This window comes from Streptomyces sp. NPDC026062 (assembly GCF_055568375.1).
The window spans coordinates 59,137-75,802 of record NZ_JBVHOQ010000026.1; the positions used below are offsets into that span (position 1 = coordinate 59,137).

9 protein-coding genes, 1 tRNA gene and 1 pseudogene are annotated in these 16,666 nt (G+C 71.5%); 6 read left to right on the forward strand and 5 right to left on the reverse strand.

Annotated elements, in window-relative coordinates:
- Positions 1-47: 47 nt before the first annotated feature.
- The gene (locus tag ACZ4LX_RS23400) at positions 48-2,792 is read left to right on the forward strand and encodes an exo-rhamnogalacturonan lyase family protein (protein WP_467648329.1); all 2,745 of its coding nucleotides are present in this window, start codon (positions 48-50) and stop codon (positions 2,790-2,792) included.
- 36 nt (positions 2,793-2,828) lie between these two features.
- Here the strand turns inward: ACZ4LX_RS23400 and ACZ4LX_RS23405 are convergent, their stop codons facing one another.
- Positions 2,829-5,363 carry an SCO7613 C-terminal domain-containing membrane protein gene (locus ACZ4LX_RS23405; protein ID WP_467648332.1) on the reverse strand — a complete coding sequence of 845 codons (2,535 nt, stop codon included), beginning with the start codon at positions 5,361-5,363 and terminating at the stop codon, positions 2,829-2,831.
- A gap of 376 nt (positions 5,364-5,739) precedes the next feature.
- Between ACZ4LX_RS23405 and ACZ4LX_RS23410 the strand changes: the two genes are divergently transcribed.
- Positions 5,740-5,811, forward strand: a tRNA-Val gene (locus tag ACZ4LX_RS23410).
- A gap of 77 nt (positions 5,812-5,888) precedes the next feature.
- Here the strand turns inward: ACZ4LX_RS23410 and ACZ4LX_RS23415 are convergent.
- The gene (locus ACZ4LX_RS23415; protein ID WP_467648335.1) at positions 5,889-6,614 is read right to left on the reverse strand and encodes an exonuclease domain-containing protein; all 726 of its coding nucleotides are present in this window, start codon (positions 6,612-6,614) and stop codon (positions 5,889-5,891) included.
- 161 nt (positions 6,615-6,775) lie between these two features.
- On the opposite strand from ACZ4LX_RS23415, the pseudogene ACZ4LX_RS23420 reads away from it, so the two are divergent.
- The 3 genes and pseudogenes from ACZ4LX_RS23420 to thrS all read left to right on the forward strand — a co-directional run bounded on the left by ACZ4LX_RS23420 (position 6,776) and on the right by thrS (position 10,713).
- A pseudogene (locus ACZ4LX_RS23420) lies at positions 6,776-7,371 on the forward strand (DUF4365 domain-containing protein).
- Entirely contained in the window at positions 7,371-8,633 is a 1,263-nt protein-coding gene (locus tag ACZ4LX_RS23425) for a hypothetical protein (protein WP_467648338.1), read from the forward strand. The pseudogene ACZ4LX_RS23420 and the gene ACZ4LX_RS23425 overlap by 1 nt, the downstream one beginning before the upstream one ends.
- Before the next feature lie 103 nt (positions 8,634-8,736).
- Entirely contained in the window at positions 8,737-10,713 is a 1,977-nt protein-coding gene (gene thrS / locus ACZ4LX_RS23430) for a threonine--tRNA ligase (protein ID WP_467648341.1), read from the forward strand.
- Between the two features lie 28 nt (positions 10,714-10,741).
- Here the strand turns inward: thrS and ACZ4LX_RS23435 are convergent, their stop codons facing one another.
- Entirely contained in the window at positions 10,742-11,419 is a 678-nt protein-coding gene (locus ACZ4LX_RS23435) for a potassium channel family protein (RefSeq protein ID WP_467648344.1), read from the reverse strand.
- 66 nt (positions 11,420-11,485) lie between these two features.
- Between ACZ4LX_RS23435 and ACZ4LX_RS23440 the strand changes: the two genes are divergently transcribed.
- Positions 11,486-12,049 (forward strand): HIT family protein, encoded by a 564-nt coding sequence (locus ACZ4LX_RS23440; RefSeq protein ID WP_467648347.1) that lies wholly within the window; start codon positions 11,486-11,488, stop codon positions 12,047-12,049.
- 168 nt (positions 12,050-12,217) lie between these two features.
- Here the strand turns inward: ACZ4LX_RS23440 and ACZ4LX_RS23445 are convergent, their stop codons facing one another.
- Entirely contained in the window at positions 12,218-13,888 is a 1,671-nt protein-coding gene (locus tag ACZ4LX_RS23445) for a hypothetical protein (protein WP_467648350.1), read from the reverse strand.
- Positions 13,889-14,035: 147 nt separating this feature from the next.
- A complete protein-coding gene (locus tag ACZ4LX_RS23450; RefSeq protein ID WP_467648354.1) occupies positions 14,036-16,261 on the reverse strand; it encodes an elongation factor G-like protein EF-G2 in 2,226 nt (741 codons plus the stop codon).
- Positions 16,262-16,666 lie beyond the last annotated feature (405 nt).

Below are 16,666 nucleotides of genomic sequence, written 5' to 3' on the forward strand. Positions count from 1 at the left end.
TCAGCGTGCGATCAGTCATGCCCGTTTCGCCACGAACTGGAGTCGTGATGTCCCCGATCCCCCGCCGCACCGTCCTCAAGGCCGCCGCCGTAGCCGGTGCGGCCACCACCTTCTCCTGGGCGTTGAACGACACCGCCCAGCAGGCAGCCGCCGCCACCGGCAAGGCCGACGAGGGCCCCGTCGAGATCGGCTGGCTGGAGGAGGACGGCCTGGGCGCCGCGCCCGGCTCCACCTTCGGCGTCCCCTGGGCCAAGGGGCGTTACCCCGCCGACCAGAAGTTCGCCCTCGCCACCGCCGACGGCAAGGACGTTCCCGTCCAGACCTGGGCCACCGCCAAGTGGCCCGACGGCTCGCTCAAGTGGACCGCCCACGCGGTCGGCCCCGAAGCCGGCGGCGCCAGGAAGTTCACCCTCACCACCGGCGAACCCGCCACCGCCGCCCACAAGGTCACCGTCAGGAACAGCGGCGGCTCGGTCACCGTCTCCACCGGGATCATCACCGCGAAGATCGGCAAGACCGGCTCCTCGCTCGTCACCTCCCTCACCCGAGGCTCCACCGAGATCGCCAAGGACGGCCGCCTCGTCCTGATCCGCCAGGGCGAGATCGAGGACGGCGACCAGGGGCAGGAGAAGTACGAACGCTTCGAGAGCGTCATCGGCACGACCGAGGTGGAACAGAGCGGGCCGGTCCGCGCCGTCGTCCGCATCGACGGCAAACACCGCCGCGGCAACCGCTCCTGGCTCCCCTTCACCGTCCGGCTGTACTTCTACGCGGGCGCGGAATCGTTCCGCATGATGCACACCATCACCTTCGACGGCACCCAGGAACCCGGCAAGGCGAGCGGCGACTTCATCCGCGGCCTCGGAGTCCGTTTCACCGTCCCGATGCGCGACGAGACGTACGACCGCCACATCCGCATCGGCGGCGACGAGTCCGGAATGCTCCGCGAAGCCGTCAAGGGCATCACCGGACTGCGCCGCGACCCGGGAGCGGCCGTCCAGGCCGCCCAGTTCGAGGGCACCAAGCTGCCCGACCCCGCCACCTGGGACCAGCGCGTCACCACCCGCCTCCCGCTCATCCCCACCTGGGGCGACTACACCCTCAGCCAGCTCTCCGCCGACGGCTTCGCGCTGCGCAAGCGCACCAAGAAGGGCCACGGCTGGATCGCCGCGGGTGGCGGCCGGCGGGCCTCCGGCTTCGGTTACGTGGGCGGCGCGAGCGGCGGACTCTCCTTCGGGCTGCGCGACTTCTGGGAGAAGTTCCCCGCGCAGCTCGACATCCGCGGCGCCGACACCGACGCCGCCGAAGTCACCCTCTGGCTCTGGTCGCCCGAGGCCGAACCGATGGACCTGCGCTTCTACCACGACGGCCTGGGCCAGGACACCTTCGCCGAACAGCTCGAAGGCCTCAACATCACCTACGAGGACTACGAGCCCGGCTTCGGCACCCCGTACGGCATCGCCCGCACCAGCGAACTCGTCTTCTGGGCCAACGACTCCACCCCCAGCGCCGAGGCCCTCGCCCAGCAGACCCGCACCGTGCGCACCCTCCCGCAGCTCGTGGCGCCGCCGTCCCAGCTGATCGGCGCCGGCGTCTTCGGCGGACTCTTCTCCCCGGTCGACCGCTCGACCCCCGCCAAGGCGAAGATCGAGGACCACCTGGACTTCCTGTTCACGTACTACAAGGACCAGGTCGAGATGCGCCGCTGGTACGGCTTCTGGGACTACGGCGACATCATGCACTCCTACGACCCCGCCCGGCACCAGTGGCGCTACGACGTCGGCGGCTACGCCTGGGACAACTCCGAACTCTCGCCCGACCTCTGGCTCTGGTACGCCTATCTGCGCTCCGGACGCGCCGACATCTTCCGCTTCGCCGAGGCCATGACCCGCCATACCGGCGAGGTCGACGTCTACCACCTGGGCGAATGGGCCGGCCTCGGTACCCGCCACGGCGTCCAGCACTACGCCGACAGCGCCAAGCAGCAGCGCATCGCCAACACCACCTACCGACGCTTCTACTACTTCCTCACGGCGGACGAACGCGTCGGCGACCTGATGCGCGCCAACGTCGACTCCGACGAGACCTTCCTCGGCCTGGATCCCCTCCGCAAGATCCGCACCGAGCCCTACACCCCGGACCGGCACGCCCTGTCCATCGGCTTCGGCACCGACTGGAGCGGACTCGTCTCGGCCTGGCTCACCGAATGGGAACGCGGCGGGCCGCAGGCCGAGAAGGCCAGGGCCCGGGTGCTCGGCACCATGGAGACCATCGCCGCCCAGCCCAACGGATTCGTCCAGGGCAGCGGCCTCTACGACCTGGACACCGGCAGGTTCGCCGTCGCCACCGAACCCGTCGTCAGCGTCTCCCACCTGTCCGGAGTCTTCGGACTCAACGAACTGTGCGCCGAACTCATCGGCCTGGTCGACATGCCGGAGTTCAAGGAGGCGTACCTCGACTACTGCCGCTACTTCAACGCGAGCAAGACCGAGCAGGCAGCCCGCTACGGCTCCAACTTCGGCACCCTGCTCCTCTTCCAGGGCCACTCCCGGATGGACGCCTACGCAGCCGTGCAGACGGGCGACGAGAAGCTCGCCGCCCGCGCCTGGGAGAAGTTCTACAACAGCGACGGCTACCAGGAATCCGCCCCCTGGAAGACCGAGAAGGTGAGCGGCCCGGTCACCACCGTCCCCGGCAGCGAGGCCAACTGGGTCTACACCAACGACACCGCCCTGTACGGACTCGCCGCCATCGAGAACCTCGCCCTGGTCGGTGACCACATGCCGGCCTGAGGCCCGTGAGGGCGCCCCGGGCCGGCATGCGGCAGGTCACCGCATCCGGCCCAGGGCGTCCCGCAGCCGCCGGGCATCACGCAGCCGCTTCTCGTACGTGGCCCCCACCGCCAGCAGCAGCACCCCGGCCAGCGCCGGTGCCACCCAGCGCGGCATCGCACCCACCACCTGCACCACATACGGCGCCAGTTCGTGCAGCGAGTCCAGCGCCAGCACCGCACCGCCCAGCACCAGCAGCGCCTGGAGCCGCAGCCGGGCCCCCAGCAGCGTGATCACCAGCGCCGCCACGCCGAGCAGCAGGGGCCGCAGCCAGTGCGGGTCGGCCCAGGCGGCGAAGAGCGCCGGTACCAGCGTCACCGCCAGACCCGCCCCGTACGCGGTCCACGAGGACGCCGCGGGATCGCGACGGCGGCGCAGCGCACCGATCACCAGCGCCGGAACGGTCACCGGCAGCGTGTACGCCTCCGGGGACGTCACCCCGGACGCCGACAGCCGCACCCAGGAGGCCAGGACGAACAGCGCGGTCGCCAGACCGCCTGCCGTCTGCCGGCGCTCCGGGCGCAGCGCCGTACCCGCCGCCAGCACCCCGCAGAGAGCCAGCACCAGAGCCAGGAACGGCGGGTCCTCCAGGGCCGCCACGACCGAGGCGAGGCCCACTGCCGCGCCGGTCAGTTCGAGCGGCAGCGCCACCGGGTGCCCCTTCAGCCGCGCACCCAGCACGGCGGTCACGGCGGGGACGAGGAGCAGCACGGGCGCCGCCTCGTACACCGTGAGCCCCATCGACGCGCCGAAGGCGGCAGCGAGGACCGCGGCGCAGGCCACCGCCGCGCACGCCGACACCGCCTGCGCGGTCGCGGAGACCGAGGAACGCGACGGTTCCCCGGGCGTCTCCAGCGCCGTCGCGGCGCCCGCGAACAACAGCGACAGCGCCCCGAACACCGCATAGGTGGCGGGCTCCGAACCCAGCGACAGCAACGCCACATCCACCGCGCCGGCCGTCGCGCACACGCACGCGCCCATCGCCGTACCCTTCATCCCGCGGCGCAACGCGCCCCACGCGAGGATCAGCACCGCCGCGACGAGCACCCACTGCAGCGAGACACCCGCCGTGTACGAGACGTCCAGCGCGGGCGGCAGTACCGTCAGCCCCGCCCAGCCGGTCAGTACCGCCGACGTCGCAACGGCCTTCCGCGCAACGGGACCGGGCGCGAGCACCGGCCCCGCCCACCGCGCCACGGCCTCCCACGACCGGTACGCGGCCGTGAGCGCCGCGGCCACCGTCAGCAGCACCACCGGAGCCGTCGCCATCTCCCGCCACGGCAGCTCCGAGGCCCCCAGCGCCCCCCGGATCCCCGGGCCCGGCGCCCCCGACCACAACCGGCCCAGCTGAGTCACCGGACCCACCAGCACCACCGCGACCGGAGCGGCCGAGAAGAGCACCGACGCGACCGTCACCGAACCCGCCGCCCACACCAGCCCCCGCACGGCCGGACGCCCCAGCGGAGCCCGTACCCCCAGCAACAGCAGCCCGCCGCAGACCAGATACACCGGCACCGCCCAGCCGCGGGTCAGCCCCGCGGTCAGGATCCCGCCCACCGCTGCGACGGCGGCCAGCCCGGCCACCGCACCACCGGCGCCCGCGAGAGCCGCCGGCGCCCGCCGGGCACCCGCGAGAGCGATCACCGCACCACCCAGCAGCAACGCCCCCGGCACTACCGCACCCGTCGGCCCCTCGGCCGACACCGACTTCACCAGGGCCACCAGCAGCCCCGCACCACCGGTGACACAGAGCCCGGCACAGGCCGTGACCCGGACGGCAACCCCCTTGAACCGCACCGCGATCACACAGTCCAGCGCCGCAGTCGCCAGCAGCGCGGCAGCGAACACCAGGGCGTCCGCCTCCCCGGCCCACGCCCACAGCACCAGCGGCAACTGGGCGCTGACCACGGCCAGGGGCAGCGGCAGCCGCAGCCGGCCCAGCAGCAGACCGTAGGCCGCCCAGAGCACCGTCAGCACGGCCGAGGCGGCCGCCGCGTACCCGAGCGCGCCGGTTTCCGGAACCGCGACCAGGTACAGGGCGAAGGCGTCCAGCACCATCAGCACCGACGCCAGCGCCGCGAGCGCCTCGGCCGTCGCGGACAGGCCCCGCCGAAGGAGCGTCGCGGGCACGGCCAGGGCCGCGACCGTGACGGCCGTCAGGACCGCCGAACGGCCGCCGATGCCCATCTCACCCCAGCTGACCAGAGTGAACGCGATCGCGGCGATCGTCAGCAGCAGACCGCCGAGGACGAGCAGCACGTTCTGCGTACTACGGGTACGGGCCGGGGGAGCGGGCGGGGCGAACGGCGCCCCGGCGGGGGCGGGGGCGCCGGCCGCAGGGGGCGGGAATTGCGGCGCGTGCGGCGCGGCCGGCCGGGGGCCGGGTGCCCGCAGCACGCTCAGCAGCCAGGTGCGGCGGGTCAGCAGCTGGGCGCGGCGCAGATCGAGCCGGGCGAGCTCACGGTCGAGGATGACCAGTTCCTCGGCGGGTGGCGGCACATGTTCCATGGAGGCGAGTGTGGTGCGGGCCATGCGAACGGGTATGCGCACACGTACTCAGATCTCCGGCTGAGTACGCACATCATGGGGTGCCGGGCCGGGGCCTTTGACGGGCGCCACGGGCCGGCGCCCTGGGCCGGATCCTTCGACCGGGACTGCGGACTGCGGCCGTGGACCGGGACCTTGGGACGGAGCCCTTGACCGGGACCGCGGACAGCGGCCTCGGGCCGGAGCCGTCGCCGATCTGCCGGTGTCCGGTCCTCCCGGCCCTGCCCGGCCGGTGCCGGGACGGCCCGCTTTCCGGTCCTGTCGCGCCCTGATGACGGGGGCCGGGTGGCGTGGTGGCGCGGCTCGGCCTGGAGCGGTTTGAACCACACCCGCCGGGCCCTGTATTGTTCAACCCGTTCCCGGGCGATTAGCTCAGTGGGAGAGCGCTTCGTTCACACCGAAGAGGTCACTGGTTCGAACCCAGTATCGCCCACCCCGGGAGAGGCCGGTCCGTCAGCATCACCGACGGACCGGCCTCTGCGTGTCCGGGCGCGAACCTCTCCGCGCCGCTCACGCCGCTGTGCGCAGCTCCGGACGGAGCGGCCAGGCCGGATCGACCGTCTCCGGCGTGCCGCTCCGGGCGAACCAGGCCTGCAGGCCACGCGCCTGGGCCGCGTGCCACACCGCCTGGAGCGTGTGCAGTTCCGCCGGTGACAGCCGCCCCAGACGGGTGGCGAAGCGCCGCCCCACCGCCCGGACCAGCTCCAGCGACGCGGCCGCGTCGGCCGCCGCGTCGTGGGCGCCGTCCAGCACCACCCCGTACAGCTCGCAGAGATCCGTGAGGGTCCGCCGGCCCTTGCGGTAGCGGTCCAGATGCTTGTCGAGCACCCGCGGGTCCAGCACACACAGCGAGGTGTTCTCCAGATATCCGGCGAGCGATGACGCCCGGTGCCGCTTCAGCTCCCGGTCCAGCAGCGTCAGATCGAACGGGGCGTTCATCACGACCAGCGGCCGGCCCGCCGCGCTCTGCTCGGCCAGCGCCCTGGCGATCTCCTCGACCACCGGCGCGGGCCATCGCCCGTTGCGCTGCAAGTGGTCGTCGGTCAGGCCATGGATCTCCGTCGCCCCCACGGGCACCGGGATCCCCGGGTTCACCAGCCAGCGGGTGACATGCGGCCGCCCGCCGGCAATGTCCTGGACGACGAGCGCGGCCGAAACGATACGGTCCTGCTCGACGTCCACTCCTGTCGTCTCGGTGTCGAAAGCGGCCAGCGGCCCCTCGTACCAATGAGTCATCCCCGAACTCCTCGCGCCCGAGCGGCAGATGGCGAGATTCCTCTGCCCGGTTCGCTGATACCCGCACCCTTTGCCTGATACGCCGTTTGGGGGACACCCTGTGCGGTGACAACACAAGTGACGGGGACGGAAGCTGACATGCCGTCGCGTTCCACCTGCTCATCGGCACAGCCCGGAAGGCATACGGAGCCACGGCGCTCGCGCAGCCCGAACCGAGTGGGCTGCTGTCCCAGCGGACCGCACCGCTGCGCGGCGCCCTCGCCACCACCGCCTGTATGGAGACCCTCCAGGTGGGCTACCTGCACGCGGTCGCGGCCGCGGCGGGGTGCTCCCTCTCACAGCCCTTCCCCGACAACGGCATCGACTGGCACGTCAGCCACGGCGCCCCCGGACATGTCGTCGACGACGAGGTGACCATCAAGGTCCAGCTGAAGTGCACCTACCGGATCCCGCCCCGGCCGCCCGGTCCGGCCTTCGCCTTCACGCTCGACAACGCCCACCTCGTGAAGCTCGCCCGGACCCCCGTTTCCGTGCACAAGATCCTCGTCGTGATGCTCGTGCCCCGCAGCCAGGACGACTGGCTGCGGGCCGGCCCCGACCGCCTCGACCTGCGGCACTGCTGTTACTGGACCAACCCGGCCGGTCACGCCGTGACCGGCCGGAACCGGACCACGGTACGGATCCCGACCTCGCGCCTCTTCGACGACGGGCGCTCTGCGAGATCATGACCCGTGCCGGGGCTGGAGGGAGACCCTGATGCACCGGCCGCTGGATGAGTCCGCCCACCGAGTGTTCCCGTCGGCCGTCCGCCTCTTCCCGGGCGAACGGGCGGGGCCCCGGCCCGCCGGTTCACCGGCCGGCGGCCTTCCCGACCCGGCCCGCGTCGATCCCGCGGTCCTCGGCGTCCTGCTCGCCCGGCACGGCTGGCGGCGGCGCGGCGGGGCGGCCGGCCGCTACAGCCGGTGGACCCCGCCCGGCCCGTCCGCCGGCTCCACCAGCCTCCTGGTGCCCGACACCACCGCCTTCCCCGACAGCGAGGACCTGCTGGCCGAGGCGCTGACAGCCCTGGCCCGCAGCGCGGCGCCCTCCGCCCGCGAGGTCCTCGTCTCGCTCGCCGTCCCCAGCGACGAGATCCGCTGGTGGCGCGATGTGCCGGAACCCGCCGCGGGAGCCGCCGGGGCGGCCGGCTGGACCAGTGCGGAGCAGCTGCACGGCGCGGCCCGTCAGATCCTGCTCGCCGGAGCGCTCGCCGTCCGGGGCCGGGCCGGCTACCACGGCGCCCGCCACCGCCGCCGCGCCCTGGCGGCACTCGGCACGGTCCTCATCGGCCCCGCACCGGGCGGCCGCGAGCTCACGGCGTTCGTCCCCGTCGAGGCGGGCCGCGCCCTCGCCGTGCGCCTCCACCACGCCCTGCGCGCCGCCCGGGAGGCCGTCGACCACGAACGGGCCACCGGCGGCATGGACGCCTTCGACGCCGCCGTGGAGGCGGGTGTCAGCCGCGAGCTGACCGAGGCCGTCGTCGCGCTCGTCCGGGGCTCGGAGGGGGCCGGAATCGCCCTGGACTGGGCGCCCGCCGCGGGAACCCCCGACGGCTGCCCGGCACGCCCCGAGCCGGTCGAGTTCTCCCCGGGGGACCTGCCGGCCCTGCGCCGGGCGGGCGCCCGCTACCTTCGCGACGAGCCCGCGGTCACGGTACGGATCACCGGTGCCGTCGTCCGCCTGCGCCGCTCGGGCCCGCGCGGGGCGGGAATCGTACGGCTGCGGGTCCTGGCCGGCGCCGAGGTGCCGCACCTAAGGCTGGAGCTCGACGAGGAGGTGTACCGGATAGCGGGCCAGGCCCACCTGGTGGGGCTGCCCGTGCGGGTGGAGGGAAGGCTGGAGAGCCGGGGCGGTTTCCGGCGCCTGACCAGGGCCTCGCAGGTCGTTCCGGTGCAGGTGGACGAGGAGGAACGGGACCGGCTGATGAAGTCGCTCCAGGAGAACGTCGACTCTTTCGAGGAGGCGTGCACGGGGGAGTAGCGGGTGGCGGCGGCCCATTTCGCGAAGGGGGCGGTCGGCTCGGTACGATTCCCCTTGCGCCCGCCATGGAAATGCGGCGCACCCCCTGAGTCAGGAGAGACCGGTGTCAGACGTCCGTGTGACCATCCAACGCGATTCCGAGCGGGAAGAGCGCGTGGTGACGACGGGCACTACGGCAGCCGACCTCTTCCCCGGCGAGCGCACCGTCGTCGCCGCCCGCATCGCCGGTGAGCTGAAGGACCTCGCGTACGAGCTCAAGGACGGCGAGACCGTCGAGCCCGTCCTGATCTCCTCCGAGGACGGCCTCAACATCCTGCGGCACTCCACCGCGCACGTGATGGCCCAAGCCGTCCAGGAGCTGCACCCCGAGGCCAAGCTCGGCATCGGCCCGCCGGTCAAGGACGGCTTCTACTACGACTTCGACGTCGAGAAGCCGTTCACGCCCGAGGACCTCAAGGCCATCGAGAAGAAGATGCAGGAGATCCAGAAGCGGGGCCAGAAGTTCTCCCGCCGGGTCGTGACGGACGAGGCGGCCCGCGAGGAGCTCGCCGACGAGCCGTACAAGCTGGAGCTCATCGGCATCAAGGGCTCCGCCTCCTCGGACGACGGCGCGGACGTCGAGGTGGGCGGCGGCGAGCTGACCATCTACGACAACCTCGACGCGAAGACCGGCGAGCTGTGCTGGAAGGACCTCTGCCGCGGTCCCCACCTGCCGACCACCCGGTTCATCCCGGCCTTCAAGCTGATGCGGAACGCGGCGGCGTACTGGCGGGGCAGCGAGAAGAACCCGATGCTCCAGCGTATCTACGGCACCGCCTGGCCCACCAAGGACGAGCTGAAGGCGCACCTGGAGTTCCTGGAGGAGGCCGCCAAGCGCGACCACCGCAAGCTCGGCAACGAGCTGGACCTCTTCTCCTTCCCCGACGAGATCGGTCCCGGTCTCGCCGTCTTCCACCCCAAGGGCGGTGTCATCCGCCGGGCCATGGAGGACTACTCGCGGCGGCGCCACGAGGAGGAGGGCTACGAGTTCGTCTACTCGCCCCACGCCACCAAGGGCAAGCTCTTCGAGAAGTCCGGCCACCTGGACTGGTACGCCGACGGCATGTACCCGCCCATGCAGCTCGACGACGGGGTGGACTACTACCTCAAGCCGATGAACTGCCCGATGCACAACCTGATCTTCGACGCGCGCGGCCGTTCCTACCGTGAACTGCCGCTGCGCCTCTTCGAGTTCGGCACGGTGTACCGGTACGAGAAGTCGGGCGTCGTGCACGGCCTGACCCGCTCGCGCGGCTTCACGCAGGACGACGCGCACATCTACTGCACCAAGGAGCAGATGGCGGAGGAGCTGGACCGGACGCTGACCTTCGTCCTGAACCTGCTCCGCGACTACGGTCTGACCGACTTCTACCTGGAGCTGTCCACCAAGGATCCGGAGAAGTTCGTCGGCTCGGACGAGACCTGGGAAGAGGCCACGGAGACCCTGCAGAAGGTCGCCGAGAAGCAGGGCCTGCCCCTCGTACCGGACCCGGGCGGCGCCGCGTTCTACGGTCCGAAGATCTCGGTGCAGGCGCGGGACGCCATCGGCCGGACCTGGCAGATGTCGACCGTGCAGCTCGACTTCAACCTGCCGGAGCGCTTCGATCTGGAGTACACCGGCCCGGACGGCACCAAGCAGCGCCCGGTCATGATCCACCGCGCCCTGTTCGGCTCCATCGAGCGCTTCTTCGCCGTGCTGCTCGAGCACTACGCGGGTGCGTTCCCGGTGTGGCTTGCGCCCGTCCAGGCGGTCGGCATCCCGATCGGTGACGCGCACATCCCGTACCTTCAGGAGTTCGCGGCGGCGGCGCGGAAGAAGGGCCTGCGCATCGACGTGGACGCTTCGTCCGACCGGATGCAGAAGAAGATCAGGAACCACCAGAAGGCCAAGGTGCCGTTCATGATCATCGCGGGCGACGAGGACATGGCCAACGGCGCCGTCTCGTTCCGTTACCGCGACGGTTCGCAGGAGAACGGCATCCCGGTCGAGGACGCCATCGCCAAGATCGCCAAGGCCGTCGAGGACCGCGTCCAGGTCTGATCCGTGCCCGGCAGGGGCCCCCGGTGAGCTACCCGCTCGCCGGGGGCCCCTTCTCGTCCTCCCGCCGGAACACCTGGATCAGCCACGACGAGAACGAACCCGTCACCGCCCCCAGCAGCGCCAGCCCGCAGGCCATCAGGAACGCCGCGACCACCCGTCCCCACGGCGTCACCGGCACCGCGTCCCCGTACCCCACGGTCGTGAGCGTCGCGCACGCCCACCAGACCGAGTCGCCGAAGGTGCGGATCGAGGCGCCCGGCGCGTCGTGCTCCTGGTTGTAGACCGCGAGGGACGCCGAGAAGCCGAGCAGCACGGCCGTCAGGCCGGCGTACGACATGACGCGTGCGTACAGGCTCAGCCGGGGCTCGTCGTGGCGCTTCTGGACGGCCGTGTAGACCTTGACCAGACGCAGCGGGCGCAGCAGCGGCAGCAGGAGCACGAGCGTGTCGAGCCAGTGGACACGGACGAAGCGGTGTCCCAGGCCGCTGAGCCGGATCCGTACCGCGTAGTCGATGACGAAGAGCAGCCAGGTGGCGGCGACCAGGGCGAGGGAGATGTCGTGCCAGGGCTCGGCGTCGTCCGGGGCGAGTACGCGGGCCGCGTAGCCGAGCAGGAACAGCAGCGAGGCGGCGAAGAGCGGTACCTCGGTGCGCTGCTCCCAGCGGGCGAAGGCGGGTGAGGGCCGGGCCGGGGTGCGGTCGCTCATCGGCCCAGCATCGCTTCGCGCGGACGGGATCGGCCCCGGCGACACGCTTTGCGGGGGGTAAGCAATATGCTGATCGGCATGACGAGTGAGCCGGAGCAGCAGATCGGAGTGGGAACGCCCGATGCGTTCCAGCGCCTGTGGACGCCCCACCGGATGGCGTACATCCAGGGCGAGAACAAGCCGACCGGCCCGGAGGCCGGCGACGGCTGTCCGTTCTGCGAGATCCCTTCGAAGTCGGACGAGGACGGGCTCGTCGTCGCGCGCGGCGAGAAGGTCTACGCCGTGCTGAACCTCTATCCGTACAACGGTGGGCACCTGATGGTGGTGCCGTACCGGCATGTCGCGGACTACACCGAGCTGGACGGTCCGGAGACGCTGGAGCTGGCCGATTTCACCAAGCGTGCGATGACGGCGCTGCGTGCGGCCTCGGGGGCGCACGGTTTCAACATCGGGATGAATCAGGGCGCTGTGGCCGGCGCGGGTATTGCCGCGCATCTGCATCAGCATCTGGTGCCCCGCTGGGGTGGTGACACCAACTTCATGCCGGTGGTGGGTCACACCAAGGTACTGCCGCAGCTGTTGGGCGACACGCGCAGGATGCTGGCCGACGCCTGGCCGCGTACCGCCTGATCCCGTTCTCTCGCGAGGGGCGCCCCGGTCTCCCGGGGCGCCCTTTCCATGTCGGCTCCACGTTTCGTCCGGACCGGACCGGACCGGGACCGGATCTTTGATCGGGCTGGATCAGATGCGGTGCCAGGGGGCGGCGCGAGCCCGGCACGACTCAGAGGGGACAAGCCCTCACGCGTCGTAGAGGTCGGCCTTGCGCGGGGTGGGGTCCTGGACGAGTCCGCCCAGTATCGTCGAGCGGTTGTCGAAGCGTTCCGTGTCTACGCCGTTCTCGTTCAGGACCTTGATGGCGGCGCTGTGCACGACACGCAGGACGGGTGTGGCGGCGCGCATCGCGTCGTCCGCCATGAAGCGGTGGCGCCACGGCTTCTCGGCCCAGGCATGCCGCAGCCCGAAGGGTTCGGGCAGGGCGATCTTGCCGCCGAGGTAGTCGAGGAGCGGCGGGTACCAGGTGAAGGGGGCGCGCAGGGCGAGGCGGACGACTTCCTTGGACTCCACCAGCGCCAGCGTGATGTCGCGGGTCTCCCAGAACTTGACGGTCTTGTTGACCGTCTTCTTCTTGGCCGCGGGCTTGCTGGTGAACAGGGAGTGGACCGGGCCGAGGGCGTGTCCGGTGACTTCGATGCGCAGGGTCTCGAAGAGCACGGTGACGGTGATCATCATGGTGATGACCAGCTGGCCGTCCCAGAGGGTGAACTGGACGCCCAGGTAGTGACGGTCGCCGCCGCCGAACTGCTGGTGGTTGCAGATCCGCTGTATTTCGTGGGGCTTGACCTGGAAGGTGGCGACGTCCTCGCCCTCGGGGCGGGACACCCCGTCGGCGTTCTCCCCTACGGGCGAGACGATCCAGTGGGTGACCGAGGGCGTGGGGAACCCGCCCGTGTTCAGCGGGCCGCGCTCCAGCATCTTGAGTTGGTCGTGGATGGCGCGCACCAGGTCCCAGCTGCGGAACTGGTGGAACTCCTTGCCGGGCTCCTTGGCGACGAGCTCCTCGGCGAGCTGCCAGCTGCCCCAGCGGGTGCCCATGCCGAGGATGCCCTTGGGGCCGGCGTAGAAGACGGAGTTGGACTGCTGTTCGGCGGAGAGCTTCTCCAGGCCCTGACGGAGTGCCTCGCGGGCCGTCTCGTTGGGGTTCTTCGGTACGGCTTCGGGGATCTTGGCGATGATGCCGCCGCCGGAGAGCAGGCCCTCCCAGCGGGCGCGCATGTCCTTGGCCGAGGCCTCGGCGATCCGCTTGGCGATCAGCCAGCCGATGACGGGCGCGACGATCATCACTCGCAGATACAGCGCGAGGAGCCCGGTGAGAGGCATTTTGATCAGGAAGAACAGCGCGGCGATGCCGATGACGGGCAGCAGGGCGTTGCCGAGGGCGGCGAGGCCCTTGTCCTTGGTGTTGGCCAGGCCGTCGCGCAGCCGGAAGGCGATCACCCACAGCAGCATTCCGGGCAGGAAGACGAAGCCGAACAGGGCTGTCACCGCGGTGAGTTTGGTGTCGCGGGTCTTGCGCAGGCGGCTCGCGGACAGGCAGTGCTCGACGACGGTCTGCGGGTCGCTGCCGAAGGACTGGATGAGGGCCTTGCGTGCGCCGCCCAGCATGCGTTCCTGGACGGCGCGGGAGAAGGCCTCGCCGAGGTTGGGTTTGAAGTAGTCGGACTTGAAGAGCTTGGAACGCCCTTCCTTCACCTCGGACTTGTGCCATTCACTGTTGGCTTTGAGGATTTCCTCCACCGGGCTGTCGCGGTACGCGGCAGAGGCGAGGGCGTTGGTCGCCACCGCCGCTCCCGCCGCCCCCTGGAGCGGAATCTGTGCTCCAGGAGAGAAATCGAATCCGTTGCTGGCCACTGTCGCCCCCACTCGCCGCCGAGGAACCGCTCCTGCGGCTGTTTCCCAACTGCCGGGCCCGGCACACTTTCTGAGCTGGAAGCACAGCGTATCGTCCGAATAGGTATGCCGTCCGGCCCTGTGGACAACCTCGGGCGGACGAGGCCGTCAGGCGCCGTTCGCGGCCGTCTCCCGCTGTTCGTGGACGCGGTCGGCGAGCTGTCGGGGCATGGCTTCGTGCCGGGCGTACGCACGGTCGAAACGGCCGGTCCCGTGGGACAGCGAGCGCAGGTCGACCGCGTAACGGCCGATCTCCAGTTCCGGGACCTCGGCCCGTACGAGAGTGCGTCCGGCGCCCGACTGCTCGGTTCCGGTGACCCGGCCGCGGCGGCCGGAGAGGTCGCTCATGACCGGTCCGACGTAGTCGTCGGGGATCAGTACGCGCACTTCGGCGACGGGTTCCAGCAGCTGGATACGGGCGTCGTCCGCGGCCTCGCGCAGGGCCAGGGCGCCCGCCGTCTGGAACGCGGCGTCGGAGGAGTCCACGGAGTGGGACCTGCCGTCCCGCAGGGTCACGCGCACGTCGACCAGCGGGTGCCCGGTGGTGAGGCCCCGGGCGGCCTGGGCGCGTACGCCCTTCTCGACCGACGGGACGAACTGGCGGGGTACCGATCCGCCGACCACCTTGTCGACGAACTCGATGCCGGAGCCCGGCGGCAGTGGTTCGACGTCGATCTCGCAAATGGCGTACTGGCCGTGACCGCCGGACTGCTTCACGTGGCGGCCTCGTCCGGTGGACGGCCCGGCGAACGTCTCGCGCAGCGCGACGCGGTGGGGGACGGCGTCCACCTGTACGCCGTAACGGGTGCGCAGCCGGTCCAGCGCCACGTCCAGATGGGCTTCGCCGAGGCACCACAGGACCACCTGACGGGTGTCCTGATTCTGTTCCAGGCGCATGGACGGGTCCTCGGCGACGAGGCGTGCGAGGCCCTGGGAGAGCTTGTCCTCGTCGGCCTTGCTGTGTGCCTCGATGGCGAGCGGCAGCAGCGGGTCGGGCGTGGTCCACGGTTCCAGCAGCAGGGGTTGGTCCGGTGCGGACAGGGTGTCGCCGGTCTCGGCCGCGTCCAGCCGGGCGACGCAGGCGAGATCGCCGGCGACACAGGCGGTGAGGGGGCGCTGCAGTCTGCCGAAGGGGGAGGAGAGGGCGCCGACGCGGATCTCGGCCTCGTGGAAGGCACGGGCCCCGGGCCCCGGGCCGTCGAGTCCGTGGCCGGCTATGTGCACGGTGTCGTCGGGACGCAGGGTGCCCGAGAAGACGCGGACGAGCGACAGCCGGCCGACGTAGGGATCGGAGGCCGTCTTGACGACCTCGGCGGCCAGAGGGCCCCGGGTGTCGCAGTCCAGAGCGGGGAGCGAGGCGCCGTGCAGGGTGGTGACGGCGGGCAGCGGGCGTTCGAGCGGGGTGGGGAAGCCACCGGTGATCAGGTCGAGGAGTTCGACGGTGCCGATGCCCTGGCGGGCGCCGTCGGCGGCGGGGGCCGCGGTCAGGACCGGGTGGAAGGTGCCGCGCGCGACAGCGCGTTCGAGGTCGTCGACGAGTGTCCCGATGTCGATCACGCCACCGCCGAGATACCGGTCCATGAGGGTCTCGTCCTCGCTCTCGGCGATGATTCCCTCGATCAGCCGGTTGCGGGCTGCGGCCAGCGGCGCCTGCTGGGACTCGGCGGGCGGGTGTTCCCGCCGTTCCCCGCCGGAGTAGTCGAAGATCCGCTGGGTGAGCAGCCCGGTGAGTCCGGTCAGCGGCGCGTGTCCGTCCGCGGCCTCGGGACCGTGCACCGGCAGGTAGAGGGGGAGTACGGCGTCGGGGTCGTCGCCGCCGAAGATCTCGCCGCAGACGCGGGTCATCGCGTCGAAGGGGGTGCGGGCCGTGTCCAGGTGGGTGACGACGATGGCGCGCGGCATGCCGACCGCCGCGCACTCCTCCCAGACGGCGCGGGTGGTACCGGCGACGGCGTCGGCCTCCTGCGCGGCCGAGACGACGAAGAGTGCCGCGTCGGCGGCGCGCAGACCGGCCCTGAGTTCCCCGACGAAGTCGGCGTATCCGGGACTGTCCAGGAGGTTGATCCTGACGCCGTCCCATTCGACGGGGACGAGGGAGAGCGAAACCGAGCGTTGCCGGAGCTGTTCGATCCCGTCGTGGTCGGAGACCGTGGTGCCGTCCTCGACCCGGCCCGGCCGGTTGACCGCGCCCGCGGTCTGTGCCAGGGCCTCGACGAGGGTCGTCTTGCCGGATCCGCTGTGGCCGACCAGCACCACGTTCCGGATGTCCGAGGGATGGCCGGCCGTCGTCGCTCCTGTGGCGGCTCCGGTGTGTGCGTGTGCCTTGGCGCCCATGACGTGCCTCCCGGGTGGCGGCGCCGGCGGGGCCCGCCGGCGCGGGGATGGGGAGCGGTTGCACGGGCACGGGGGAGCCGCCGCGGCGGCTACGGCGACGCCCGCGGTTGGTTCCGAGCTTTCCACTCCCTCCCGGCCGCGTCCATACGCCGTACGCCGCCGCGGGGTCCGGCGCCGGTGCTGCGACATCCCCAGGGTGCCCGGACGGTGGAGTGCGGCAGGCGTGACTACGATGGGCCAGGAGGGTGCTGAAGGGCTTGGCCGCGCTCGCGGCGCCCGGCGCGCACGTCTGCGGCGTTGCCGAAACGTCCCCATGGCGGAGTCAGGGGACGCTCCGGCGCCTTGCAGCCGCACGCACCGGACGCCGCCCCGACCCGGCCAGGACGTCAGCACCCTCCAGCCGGT